Origin of the sequence: Terrisporobacter othiniensis (assembly GCF_000808015.1) — a bacterium.
Lineage (GTDB): Bacteria > Bacillota > Clostridia > Peptostreptococcales > Peptostreptococcaceae > Terrisporobacter > Terrisporobacter muris.
Window position 1 is genome coordinate 68,057 of the sequence record NZ_JWHR01000115.1, and the last position, 12,729, is coordinate 80,785.

Annotated in this window: 11 protein-coding genes; 9 read left to right on the plus strand and 2 right to left on the minus strand. The window is 28.5% G+C overall.

Annotation, left to right across the window (positions count from 1 at the left end):
• The first annotated feature begins 46 nt into the window (after positions 1-46).
• A complete protein-coding gene (gene pepT, locus QX51_RS14550) occupies positions 47-1,264 on the plus strand; it encodes a peptidase T (protein ID WP_039680620.1) in 1,218 nt (405 codons plus the stop codon).
• 278 nt (positions 1,265-1,542) lie between these two features.
• On the opposite strand, the gene QX51_RS14555 is transcribed toward pepT, so the two are convergent.
• The gene (locus tag QX51_RS14555; RefSeq protein WP_039680674.1) at positions 1,543-2,076 is read right to left on the minus strand and encodes a dihydrofolate reductase family protein; all 534 of its coding nucleotides are present in this window, start codon (positions 2,074-2,076) and stop codon (positions 1,543-1,545) included.
• A gap of 98 nt (positions 2,077-2,174) precedes the next feature.
• Positions 2,175-4,373: a type IA DNA topoisomerase gene (locus tag QX51_RS14560; protein ID WP_039680621.1), complete on the minus strand. Its 2,199-nt coding sequence runs from the start codon at positions 4,371-4,373 to the stop codon at positions 2,175-2,177.
• A gap of 165 nt (positions 4,374-4,538) precedes the next feature.
• On the opposite strand from QX51_RS14560, the gene QX51_RS14565 reads away from it, so the two are divergent.
• The 8 genes from QX51_RS14565 to ptsP all read left to right on the plus strand — a co-directional run bounded on the left by QX51_RS14565 (position 4,539) and on the right by ptsP (position 12,706).
• A complete protein-coding gene (locus QX51_RS14565) occupies positions 4,539-4,973 on the plus strand; it encodes a dUTP diphosphatase (protein ID WP_039680622.1) in 435 nt (144 codons plus the stop codon).
• 251 nt (positions 4,974-5,224) lie between these two features.
• Complete coding sequence (locus tag QX51_RS14570) at positions 5,225-6,304, plus strand: C40 family peptidase (RefSeq protein WP_039680623.1); 1,080 nt, start codon at positions 5,225-5,227, stop codon at positions 6,302-6,304.
• Positions 6,305-6,943: 639 nt separating this feature from the next.
• Positions 6,944-7,081: a C40 family peptidase gene (locus QX51_RS21835; RefSeq protein WP_408645576.1), complete on the plus strand. Its 138-nt coding sequence runs from the start codon at positions 6,944-6,946 to the stop codon at positions 7,079-7,081.
• A gap of 223 nt (positions 7,082-7,304) precedes the next feature.
• Positions 7,305-8,966, plus strand: a complete 1,662-nt coding sequence (locus QX51_RS14575) for an Eco57I restriction-modification methylase domain-containing protein (RefSeq protein ID WP_242842756.1) — start codon at positions 7,305-7,307, stop codon at positions 8,964-8,966.
• A 58-nt stretch (positions 8,967-9,024) separates the two neighbouring features.
• On the plus strand, positions 9,025-9,369 hold the full coding sequence (locus QX51_RS14580; RefSeq protein ID WP_039680625.1) for a hypothetical protein: 345 nt from the start codon (positions 9,025-9,027) through the stop codon (positions 9,367-9,369).
• A 1-nt stretch (position 9,370) separates the two neighbouring features.
• Positions 9,371-10,621 carry a patatin-like phospholipase family protein gene (locus QX51_RS14585; RefSeq protein ID WP_079764678.1) on the plus strand — a complete coding sequence of 417 codons (1,251 nt, stop codon included), beginning with the start codon at positions 9,371-9,373 and terminating at the stop codon, positions 10,619-10,621.
• A 45-nt stretch (positions 10,622-10,666) separates the two neighbouring features.
• Entirely contained in the window at positions 10,667-10,927 is a 261-nt protein-coding gene (locus QX51_RS14590; protein WP_039680626.1) for an HPr family phosphocarrier protein, read from the plus strand.
• Between the two features lie 69 nt (positions 10,928-10,996).
• A complete protein-coding gene (gene ptsP, locus QX51_RS14595; RefSeq protein WP_039680627.1) occupies positions 10,997-12,706 on the plus strand; it encodes a phosphoenolpyruvate--protein phosphotransferase in 1,710 nt (569 codons plus the stop codon).
• The last annotated feature ends 23 nt before the right edge of the window (positions 12,707-12,729 follow it).

Here is a 12,729-nt window from a genome sequence, read left to right on the forward strand (position 1 = left end):
CCCAGTTTTTGTTTTATTAATATATATTTATAAGGAGAGTAATAATATGAGAGCATATGAAAGAATGTTGAACTATGTAAAAGTTTGGACTACTAGTGATAGTAGTAGCGATGCTGTGCCTTCTACTTCTCGTCAATTTGATTTAGCTAAGCTATTAGTTGAAGAAATGAAAGAGTTAGGAATAGAAGATGCTCACGTAGACGATAAAAGTTATGTCTATGGAACTTTAGCTGCAACAAAAGGATATGAAGATAAAGCTAAACTAGGGTTTATAGCTCACTTAGATACCTCAGAAGATATAAGTGGACAAAATGTTAATCCACAAATTATAGAAAATTATAATGGCGAAGATATAGTTTTAGGGGATAGTGGAAGAGTTATAAGAGTTTGTGATTTTCCACATTTAAAAAGTTTTAAAGGAAGAACTTTGATAACTACAGACGGAACAACTTTACTTGGTGCAGATGATAAAGCAGGTATAGCAGAAATAATGACTGTTATAGAAAGAATACAAAAAGAAAATATACCTCATGGCAAAATATGTATAGGATTTAATCCAGATGAAGAAATAGGAGCTGGAGCTCATAATTTTGATGTTGAAAAATTTGGTGCTGACTTCGCATACACTTTAGATGGATGGCTAGAAGGACAAATAGAGTATGAAAACTTTAATGCATCTTCTGCAACATTTGAGATAAAAGGTATAAATGTTCATCCAGGTAGTGCTAAAGACATAATGGTTAATTCTCAACTATTAGCAATGGAGATAAACTCGATGTTACCAAAAGAAACTCCAGCTACTACTGAAGGGTATGAAGGATTCTATCATTTAATGGAGACAACAGGTTCAGTAGAATACTCAAAACTTGTTTATATAGTAAGAGATCATGATGCAGACAAATTTGCTGCAAGAAATGAATTCTTAGAGAATATAGCGAGAACTATGAATGAAAAATATGGTGAAGGTGTAGTAACTCTTACTATAAAACAACAATATAGAAATATGAAAGAACAAATAGAGCCATGTATGCATTTAATAGATAATGCTAAAAAGGCAATAAAAGCAGTAGGATTAGAGCCAACTGTAGATGCTATACGTGGAGGAACTGATGGGGCTCAACTTAGTTTCAAAGGACTTCCTTGCCCAAACTTAGGAACTGGTGGAGCTGCTTATCATGGAGCTTGCGAACATATAAGTGTGGAAGGTATGGATAAAGTTGTTGATATAGCTGTTGAGCTAGTTAAGATATATGCTCAAATGTAATATATTATAAATTATAAGGAAACTGATCTAAAATAAGATCAGTTTTTTTACATGCTATGACATTATAATATTCTTACAGTTGTGGATAAGCTATATAATTAAGGAATATCAACAACTATAAAATTGTAAAAAATTACTTTTGAACAACGGAGTTGCCTGAAGTGGTAACGAAATGATTCGCCAACACGTTGCTCAAAGGCATTTCGTTGGCGATACGAGTGAAGCGAATTTTTTATTTAAATTAGTAATTTTATATTAATCATTTATATAGATAAAAATTAAAGTGATTCATTTGTTTTTGAATATTGCAATATTGCTATCCCATTCTCTATTATGTAAGAATCAAGATGTAAGTCTATTTTAAGATTATTTTCAAGGAATAGAGGTATGCCTTTGCCTAAAATTGTAGGTATTATTCCAACTATAAATTGATCTATAATATCAGCTTTAAGAAAGTTATCTACTAAACCTCCTCCACCGAATAAGAATATGTTTTTACCTTCATTTTTAAATTTTAGTATTGTTTCGCATAAATTATCATTTATAAAATGATAATTTTCATAGTCATCCATTGTTTCTGATGTGGCTATATATACTGGCTTTTCTTTGTAATCTTTATGAAAGCCCTGATCATAGCAATTTTTACCCATTACTATAACATCGATATCCTCTAAAAAGTTTCCAAAGTCCCATTTATTATTAGTATTTAACGAATTGTCATCATTTCCAACTATCCAGTCGAATCCTCCGTTTTCGTCAGCTATATATCCGTCTATACTTATTGCTAAATTTAATATTACTTTTCCGTCCATAACATACATCCTTTCATTTTTAATTAAGTTTATTATTATATAAAATTTATATAATAATAAAAATAGAGGTATTAAAGCAATTAATCCCTCTATTTTTATTATTGATCTTTTTTTATTAACCAAGAATAATAACCCTTGTCATTTTTTTCGTATTTAAGTATGGCATCAAACTTATTTCCATCTTTACCAGTTAAGGATTTCACCTTAGCTTCACCTTTTTTTAGCAAGCTTTTTACCATAGTTTTAGTAGGTTTCTTTTTAAATAACTGTAAATATTTATCGTCTTTAAAAATACCATATTTACAGTTAGTATAATTAGTACATAAGAAGCCTTTAGAGTTTTCCAGAACATCTCCGCCACATACTGGACATTTACCTAAAGGAGTATTATCGTTTGATCCAGAACTTTTAGTTGTAACAGATTTAGAAGATGTAGATTTTTTAGATGATGATATAGATTTATCACTTACAAACCTCTTAGTTTTAGCATTATAAGTAAAACTTTCTGTACTTATTTTTCTAGGCCTATCATTTTTAATTAAATTAACACTATTCCAAATAAAACTCATAATGTTATTAAGATATTCTTTTCTTGTATATTGCCCTTTTTGAATATCGCTTAAACTTTTTTCTAGTTTACCAGTATAATCCACGTCAAATAATTCTTTGACAGGGAAAATTTCTACTAGATTTTGACCTAAATCAGTTATAGCGTAAGACTTACCTTTTTTACTTACATATCCAACTTGACCGATTTTCTTAAGGACATCAGCACGAGTTGCAGAAGTACCTATAGAGTAACCAGATAATACTGTTGTATCTTCCTCAGGTACATTTTTACCACAGTTTTTCATGGCTTTAAGTAAAGTATCTTCTGTATATGGCTTAGGAGGAGTAGTTTGTTTACTTATAGGTTTTACTTCTATAACATCAACTGCCTCATTTTTATCCATCATAGGAAGTAAATCATCTTTTTCTTCTTTATTATAAACTTCTAAATATCCTTTAACCTTAAGGACTTTTCCTTTTGTAATGAATATATTTTTATTCACATCAGTTTTTATTTCTGTATTTTCATACTCTGCAGGTGGCATAAAGTTAGCTATAAATCTATCCTTGATGGCATTGTAAACAATAGCTTCATCAGGCGTTAATTTAGTTGGTACTATATAAGTTGGTGTGATGGCACTATGGCTATCAACCTTTGAAGAGTCAAAAACTCTTTTTGTTTTAGTAAATTTAATTTTACTTTCATAAGGTAGGCCCTTTTTTAATTTGTTTAAAGTATCAGAAGTTTTATCGACTAAGCTTTCTTCTAGGAAAACTGAGTCAGTCCTTGGATAAGTAATATATCCACCTTTACCTTTACCTTCATACAAAGACTGACAGACTGTAAGGACCTTGTCAGATGTAAAATTACTATACTTTGAAGTAATATAACCTTGCAGTGAAGTTAAAGAAAATAATTTAGGAGCATATTCTTTAGAAGTAGTTACTTTTTTATCAGTTATGATACCTTCTTTAGAAGTAATACTATCAATTATTGCTCTAGCTTCTTCTGGTGTATCAAATTTACTATTTTTATTTTTTACTAATTTACCTTTATATTCACCGTTTTTACATCTAAAACTTCCTTCTATTTCATAATAAGTTTTTGGAACAAAGTTTCGAATTTCCATATCTCTATCATAAACAAGTTTTACAGTTGGAAGAATTACACGTCCTATATTTAATAACTTTCCATTACCATATTTAAGTGTTGCAATAGAAGTAAAGTTTATACCTATTAACCAGTCTGTTATTAATCTTGTATATCCTGCTGCTTGTAAGTTTCTCATATCTTCTTCATCTTTAAGATTTTGAAGACCTTTTGTTATATCTTGAGGTGTCCATTCGTTTACTAATATTCTTTTTACAGGCTTTTTATTTTTTGCCATAAGAAAAATTAAAAAGGCAATTAGTTCACCTTCACGGTCATTATCTGTTGCATTTATAATATATTCAATATCATCTCTATGTAATAGAGTGTTAATTACATCAAATTGATTTTTTTTAGAATCTTCAACTTTAAATTTAAATCTATCTTGCGGGATAAATGGAAAATTCTCCATCTTCCATGATCCAGAGTATCTATCCTTATCATAATCCTTCATATCATATAAAGAAACTAAATGTCCAAATGCATAAGTAATAATATATCCATTTCCTTCAAAATATCCATTACATCTTACATTGGCACCTAAAAAGGATGCAATAGTTTTAGCGACAGATGGCTTTTCTGCTAAAATAAGTTTCATTTTCTACCTCCTTTTGAACATTTACAATATTACCATAGAATAGGTGTTCTCTCAAGTATTTGCAAATTAAATTCTTACACTCTTACATATTATTATATATTGTAGTAAAATATAAAAGTATTTAAAATTGGATATAATAGTTAAACTTTAAAAGGAGATTAAGAAATGAAAAATATTAAAATTCAATATCTTAATGATGAGATAAAAAGATTAGAATACATAGATGGAAAATCTGATTGGATAGATTTAAGAGCAGCTGAAAAAGTTGAATTAAAAGCAGGAGAGTTTAAATTAATTCCGTTAGGTGTGGCTATGGAATTACCAAAAGGTTATGAAGCTCATATAGTACCAAGAAGTAGTACTTTCAAAAACTTTGGTATAATTCAAACTAATCACTGTGGAATAGTAGATAATACATATTGTGGACCAAATGATTGGTGGTTTATGCCAGCATTTGCTCTTAGAGACACAGTAATAGAAGTAAATGATAGAATATGCCAATTTAGAATTCAAGAAAACCAACCTAAGATAGTTTTTAATGAAGTTGAAAAGCTTCAAGCAGAAGATAGAGGCGGAATTGGAAGCACAGGTAAACAATAATAAATTGATATAATAATAGGTCAGCAAAGTAATTGCTGGCCTATTATTATATCCAAAAACTAGTAAATTACTCATGTAAATAATGTAAATACCCTTAGTATTATGGACAAATACTTACATTTTTGTAATAATACTAATAGTAATATTTGAAAGTATTTAGGTAAGCTATATTTAAAATTGACAATATATATAAAATAACATTGGGAGAGGAGTTGAGTGAATTATAACTTATAATAAGTTATAATACATTTATGAGTATTGATAAGAAATACGTTTTAACAGGATTAGTAGCATCATCAATAATGTTACATACAGGAATGACGACAGCATTTGCGGATACTGAATATAGGATCATAACAGCAGATGCAGTAAACTTTAGAAGTGGACCATCAACAAGTTATTCATCAATTGGGAAGTTTAACAAAGGTGATAAAGTAGAGTACTTAGGTGAAAGCGGTTCTTGGATAAAAGTTAAATATTCTAGTAAAACAGGATATGTTTATGGCGATTATGTGGAGAAAGATACATCAAGCACTAAAACGACGAAGTATGTAAATGCTTCATCATTAAACTTTAGAAGTGGACCATCAACAAGTTACTCAGTAATAGGGAAATTATCAAGTGGAGATAAGGTTGAAGTAATATCAACATCAAATGGATGGTCAAAAATAAAATATGATGGCAAGACAGGATATGTTTCAAGTAAATATTTAAGTAGTAGTGCTCCAGAATCAAGTACTACAACAATAAAATATGTAAATGCTTCATCATTAAATGTTAGAAGTGGGCCATCAACAAATAACTCGGTAATAGGAAAGTTATCAAGTGGAGATAAGGTTGAAGTAATATCAACATCAAATGGATGGTCAAAAATAAAATATAATGGCCAAACAGGATATGTTTCAAGTCAGTATTTAAGTAGTACTGCTTCAGATAGTTCTACTTCGACATCTTCATCAGCAAGTAAAGTTATATCACTAGCTAAGACTTTACTTGGAAAGCCATATGTATGGGGAGCTCAAGGCCCAAGTAGCTTTGATTGTTCAGGTTTTACATACTACGTATTTAAAAATTCAGTAAATGTTACTATACCAAGAGTTTCAAAGGATCAAAGTAAGTATGGTACTTCTGTAAGTAAAAGTAATTTAAAAGTTGGTGATTTAATATTCTTTGATACAAATGGATCAAATGATGGAAATGTTAGTCACGTTGGAATATATATGGGTAACAATGAGTTTATACACGCTTCATCAAGTAAAAAGAAAGTTGTAATATCGCAAATGAGTTCTTATTATAATGGAGCTTTTGTAAATGCTAGAAGAGTATTATAGACTGTAAACTGTCTCTATTTTTAGAGACAGTTTTTTTACATAAAAATATACAAACACAAATATCTATAAACATGCATATATTTACAATAATAGAGCTTTTCTCTGTTAAAATTATCAATAGGACTTGATAATCTTATAATATTAAATTATAAGAGATGATATGAGTGAAATTATAGAAAATAAAATAAAAAAAGTTAATACAGATAATTTGAATTTTAGAAAGGGACCATCAACTGATTATGAAATAATACAATAACTACCTAAGAATAGTGAAGTAGAAATATCACCACAGTCAGATTGATGGACTCTAGTTAGATATAAGATACACTTGGATTTTTATCGAGAACAAATATTTAAGTGATAAAACTACAGATATTAATCAAATAACCATCTCTGCAAAGGCAGCCAAAATAATTGAATATGCTAAAACTTTACTTGGAAAGAAATATGTGTGGGCGGACGAAGTTCCTAATACATTTGATTGTTCTAGGTTTACTTGGTATGTATATAAAATATAGCTAATATATCTTTACCACGCACATTTAAGGAGCAAGGAGCTTACGGGACATATATAAGTAAAGAAGATCTACAACCATCAGATTTAGTATTTTTGATACTGTAGGAGCTAAAGGTAATGTTATTTCTCATGTAGGAATTTATATAGGCAATAATCAATTTATACATTCATCTTCAGGTCAGGGTAAAGTGGTAATTTCTCAATTAGATAGCAATTATTATTCAAATGCTTTTGTAAATGGAAGAAGAGTATTGAAATAATTTTAGCCGCCTCTTAAAAAGGGGCGGTTTTTTAATTTACATATTTATACAAAAAACAAATATGCTATAATTTCAACAGAGGGCATGAAGTTTGTAAGGGGGGAGAAAAATAGATAATTATGAATTTGCAAAATCATATGAAGAAAGCTTAACTTTATACGATAAAAAAATAAAGGGGATCTACTATACACCCAAAATAATAGTTAAATACATATTAGAAGAAATGTTTAAAAATCACAATATAGTCAAAAATCCAGAACCTAAGATTTTAGATTTATCATGTGGGTGTGGGAACTTTTTAATAGAAGTTTATGATGTGCTATATACACTAATAAAAAATAATATAGAAGAAATAAATAAGAAATATGGTGAAGAATACATTAATAATATAAGTGATCATATTATAAGTAAATGCATTTATGGTGTAGATATAGATAAAGATGCAATAAATATATTAAAACAAACTTTAAATAAAAAGAAATTATATTATGACAATGAAGAAAAAGACACTCCAATAATCATAAACAATATAAGTTGTGAAGATGCTCTAAGGAAAGAGTATTTCATTAAATTTGATTATATTGTAGGAAATCCACCTTATATAGGTCATAAGATGTTAGATAAAGAATATAAAAAATTTTTATTAAGTGAATATAAAGAAGTTTATAAAGATAAGGCAGACGTGTATTTTTGTTTTTATAAAAAAGCTTTATCCTTAATAAATGATAAGGGGAAAATTGGATTTATTACACCGAGGTATTTTTTAGAAAGTCCATCAGGTAAATTTCTTAGAGATTATCTTTGGAGCAGTTGTAATATAAAAAAAATTATAGACTTAAAAAATGTTAATGTGTTTAAAAACTTAGGTATAGCAACTCTCATAGCTATTTTAGAGAAAAAAACAGATTATAATATATTAGCTACATATAAAATAAGAGATAGTATAAATATTGATAATATAAAAGACCTAAAGATATTATTAGATGGTGATAAATGTGAGAAAATAAGCATTAATCAAAAATATTTACAAAATGATTGGATAATACTTAATCATGAAGAAAAAATACTTTATGATAGAATAGAGGAAAAAAGTGAATATACTTTAGAGGATATATGTATAAGTTTTCAAGGAATAATTACTGGTTGCGACAAGGCATTTATATTAAATAACCAAGATGAAAGAATAAAACATATTGATAAAAAACTTTTAAAGTCATGGATAAAAAATAGAAATGTAAATCAATATATAATAGAAGAAAGTGATCAAAAATTAATTTATTCAAATGATATTGAGGAGATTAATAATTATCCCTATATTGAAGAAAAATGCTTTAAACCTTACAAAAATAAATTAGAAAACAGAAGAGAGTGTATTAAGAAAGTTAGAAAATGGTATGAACTTCAATGGGGCAGAGATACAAGTTTATTTGAAAGAAGAAAAATAATGTATCCATATAAAAGTTCTAATAATAAGTTTGCTATAGATAACAACAATAATTTTAGCAGTGCGGATGTGTATTCATTCTATATAAAAAAAGAGTATGAAAAGGTATTTTCATATGAATACATAGTTGGAATATTAAATAGTAAAATATATGATAGATATTTTAAAATGATAGGAAAATGTATGGGAAATAAAATATATGATTACTATCCAAATAAAGTGATGAAATTAAAGATATTTAAAGATAAGAATTATAATGAAATAGAAGATACTAGCAAAAAAATAATTTCTATAAAAAAAGAAGTTGAAATGAGCAAAAATAGAGTAAAGTTGCAAGGTAAAAAAAATATCCTTAATAAGGAAATTAATTACCTTGAAAATGAAAGCCATTTCCTGCAAAATAAAATTAACGAATTAATTAATAAATCACTTAACTTATAGCACTTTTGCCAAGTTTAATTCATATAATAAGACAATGAATTATTTGGAGGTGAGATAAGTGATAAATATGAACATAAATGAAGATGAAAAAAGAGTTTATATTGATGTAAGTGGTTTTATAAGTAAAAAAGAGGCAAGTAATTTTTTAAACACTTATAAACAGACTATGAAAAACAAAAAAATATCATTATATAAGTTGGTAGTTTCACCGTCTTTCTTTGAATGTGAAGATGAAGAAGATATAAGAACAGTATGTATGTCTTTCTTAAAAACAGGATATAAAAAAATTTATCTTGTAGATGAAGAAAATTATATAATGAACAACTTATCACTAAAACCGATAGAAAAGAAATTATTTTTAAAGTCAGTTAAAGTTGTAAATACCAAAGGGGCTATAAAATAACATGGAAAAAATATGGAGAATGTATTATATTATATATATTCTCCATGAAAAGTTAGGTGATAAAATGAAAAAAGGTCTTGTATTAGAAGGTGGGGGAACAAAAGGCGCTTATCAAATAGGAGCATATAGAGCCTTGAAAGATTTAGGGATACAGTTTACTGGCATAGCAGGAACTTCTATAGGAGCATTAAATGGGGCACTTATTGTTCAAGGAGATTTTGATGCTATGGAAGATATTTGGGTAAACTATGATTATAAAAGCTTTATGAATATAGATGAAGATACATATGAAAGATATAAAAATCTTGAAATGAAGGCAAAAAATTTTCATGATGTAGTTGAACTAATGAATAAAGCTAGAAAAAACCAAGGGATAGATATAAGCCCACTTAGAAAACTATTAGAGGAAAAAATCGATGAAGACAAAATAAGAAAGTCTAATATAGACTTTGGTATAACTACAGCATATTGGGATGGTAAGATATTCCCAAAGCTTCTTTATACAGATGATATACCAGAGGGAAGATTAGTAGATTACTTAATAGCAAGTGCATCATTACCTATATTTCAATTGGACAAGCTTGATGACAAACTTTATCTAGATGGAATGTTTTCTGACAATATACCAATTAATATGTTGGCACAAAAGGGATATGATGATATAGTAGTAATTAGATTAGTTGATGACTTCCTTGGAAGGATGATAATAAATCGATATCAAGATTTAAATTTAAAAGTTATAGTACCATCTCAGTATTTGGGAGGTTCACTTAACAAAGATAAGGATCATATTGAAACAAATATAAAGCTTGGATATCTTGATACAATGAAAGCTTATAAGAGGTATGATGGTGTTAATTATTTCTTCAATCTTGACTGTAAATATAACGAAGATTATTGCTTTAATAAAATCTGTAATCTAAGTAAGGATACAATAAATGATTTATGTTATTTATTGAATATAAAAAAAGATATAAATCGAAGAACATTGATGGAAAATATAATACCTAAAATTATTGAGGTTTTAGATATTGATAAAAGCTCAACCTACAAAGATATTTTTTACAGTATATATGAAAGAAAGCTTGAGGAAAATAATATAAATAGGATTGAACTTTATGATTTTAATAAAGTAGTCCAAGTTTGTAATAAACAAATGAATGATGATAAGTTACTTGTCACTCACTCAATTAGTAAATTAGCGAAAATAATCACTAATTTGATTATTTATGATTTTAATAAACAAAAATAAGCTAATTATTTAATTAAATTTTTTAATTTGCCTGGAGGTTGTAAAATGGAAAAGTTAGTAGTAATCAAAAATGAAACAGGTTTACATGCAAGACCAGCTGGTATGTTTGTAAAGAAAGCATCAGAATTCACTTCAACAGTTGAAGTAAAATGCAAAGGTAAAGTAGTAAACGCTAAATCAATAATGGGAATAATGAGTTTAGGCCTTGGAAAAGGTGAAGAAGTAACTATATGTGCAGCTGGTGCAGATGAAGAAGCAGCAGTTAATGCTTTAGTTGAATTAGTAGAATCTGGATTTGGTGAATAATCCAATAGAAGCCTGGGTATAAATTACCCAGGTTTTAATGTAAATAATATCTTTAGGAGGAGAATCAACATGTTAAAGGGAATAGGAGCATCTCCAGGGATTGTATTGGGGAAAGCATTAGTAATTGAGGATACAGAATTAGTAATAGAAAGAAAATCGATAACTGATTGTGAGGCAGAAGTAGCAAAATTAAGATCTGCAGTTGAAGTTTCAAAAGAAGAATTAACAAAGGTTAAGGAAAAGGCTTTAGCAGAACTTGGTGAGCATGAAGCTGAAATATTTGAAGCACACTTATTAGTATTGGAAGATCCAGAACTAGTAGAATCTGCTGTTAGCAAAATAAACGATGAAAAAGTTAATGCAGATTTTGCATTAAATGAAATAAAAGAAATGTTCGTAGCTATGTTTGAATCTATGGACAATGAATATATGAGAGAAAGAGCTGCTGATATAAAAGACGTAACAAATAGAGTGCTTAGACATATATTAGATGTAAAAGTTGTAGATTTAGCTGACTTAGCTGAAGAAGTAGTACTAGTTGCTCATGACTTAACACCATCTGATACAGCAACAATGGACAAGAAAAAAGTTTTAGGTTTCTTAACAGATATAGGTGGAAGAACTTCTCATACTGCTATAATGTCTAGAACATTAGAAATAGCTGCTATAGTTGGTTTAAGTGATGCTACTAAAGAAATCAAAGATGGTGATTTTGTAGCATTTAATGGAGATACTGGTGAAGTTATAATAAATCCAGATGAAGAAACTATAGCTACATATAGAAAATTAAAAACTGATTTTGAAGAATACAAAAAGGCTTTAGAATTGTTAAAAGGGCAAGCAACTGTAACTACTGACGGAAGACATGTGGAACTTGCAGGTAACATAGGTACTCCAGGAGATGTAGACGGTCTAATAAAGAATGATGCTGAAGGTGTAGGACTTTATAGAACAGAATTCTTATATATGGATAGAAGTGATTTCCCAAGTGAAGAAGAGCAATACAATGCTTACAAAGCAGTACTTGAAGGAATGGATGGAAAACCAATAGTTATAAGAACTCTTGATATAGGTGGAGATAAGAAATTAGATTATCTACCAATGGATGAAGAAATGAATCCATTCTTAGGATACAGAGCGATAAGACTTTGCCTAGATAGAAAAGAAATATTTGTAACTCAACTTAGAGCTTTATATAGAGCTAGTGTTCATGGAAAATTAAGAATAATGTTCCCAATGATATCTTCATTAGAAGAATTATTACAAGCTAAAGAAGTTTGTAAAGAAGTTAAAGCACAGTTAAAAGCTGAAAATATAGCTTATTCTGATGAAGTAGAAGTTGGTATGATGATAGAAGTTCCATCTGCTGCAGTAATATCAGATGTTCTTGCTAAGCATGTTGATTTCTTCTCAATAGGAACTAATGACTTAATTCAATATACTTGTGCAGTTGATAGAATGAATCAAAAAATAAGCTACTTATATAACCAATTTAATCCAGCTGTACTTAGACTTATAAAAATGGTTATAGATAATGCACACAAAGAAGGCAAATGGGCTGGAATGTGTGGAGAATCTGCAGGGGATCAATTAATGATACCAATATTACTTGGATTTGGATTAGATGAATTCTCAATGAGTCCAATATCAATATTACCTGCTAGAAAATTAATAAATTCAGTAAGCTTTGAAGAAATGAAAGAATTCTCAGAGGAAATATTATCTCTAGGGACTGCAGAAGAAATAAAAGCTTATGTAAAAAAAACTTTTAATAAATAATTAACTTAAATGATATAAAGTAA

Coding starts and splice junctions, on each gene's coding strand:
- ptsP (WP_039680627.1), top strand. CDS start 10,997: ATGTTAAAGGGAATAGGAGCATCTCCAGGGATTGTATTGGGGAAAGCA.
- QX51_RS14585 (WP_079764678.1), top strand. CDS start 9,371: ATGGAAAAAATATGGAGAATGTATTATATTATATATATTCTCCATGAA.
- QX51_RS14590 (WP_039680626.1), top strand. CDS start 10,667: ATGGAAAAGTTAGTAGTAATCAAAAATGAAACAGGTTTACATGCAAGA.
- QX51_RS14555 (WP_039680674.1), bottom strand. CDS start 2,076: ATGGACGGAAAAGTAATATTAAATTTAGCAATAAGTATAGACGGATAT.
- QX51_RS14565 (WP_039680622.1), top strand. CDS start 4,539: ATGAAAAATATTAAAATTCAATATCTTAATGATGAGATAAAAAGATTA.
- QX51_RS14560 (WP_039680621.1), bottom strand. CDS start 4,373: ATGAAACTTATTTTAGCAGAAAAGCCATCTGTCGCTAAAACTATTGCA.
- QX51_RS14575 (WP_242842756.1), top strand. CDS start 7,305: ATGTTTAAAAATCACAATATAGTCAAAAATCCAGAACCTAAGATTTTA.
- QX51_RS14570 (WP_039680623.1), top strand. CDS start 5,225: ATGAGTATTGATAAGAAATACGTTTTAACAGGATTAGTAGCATCATCA.
- pepT (WP_039680620.1), top strand. CDS start 47: ATGAGAGCATATGAAAGAATGTTGAACTATGTAAAAGTTTGGACTACT.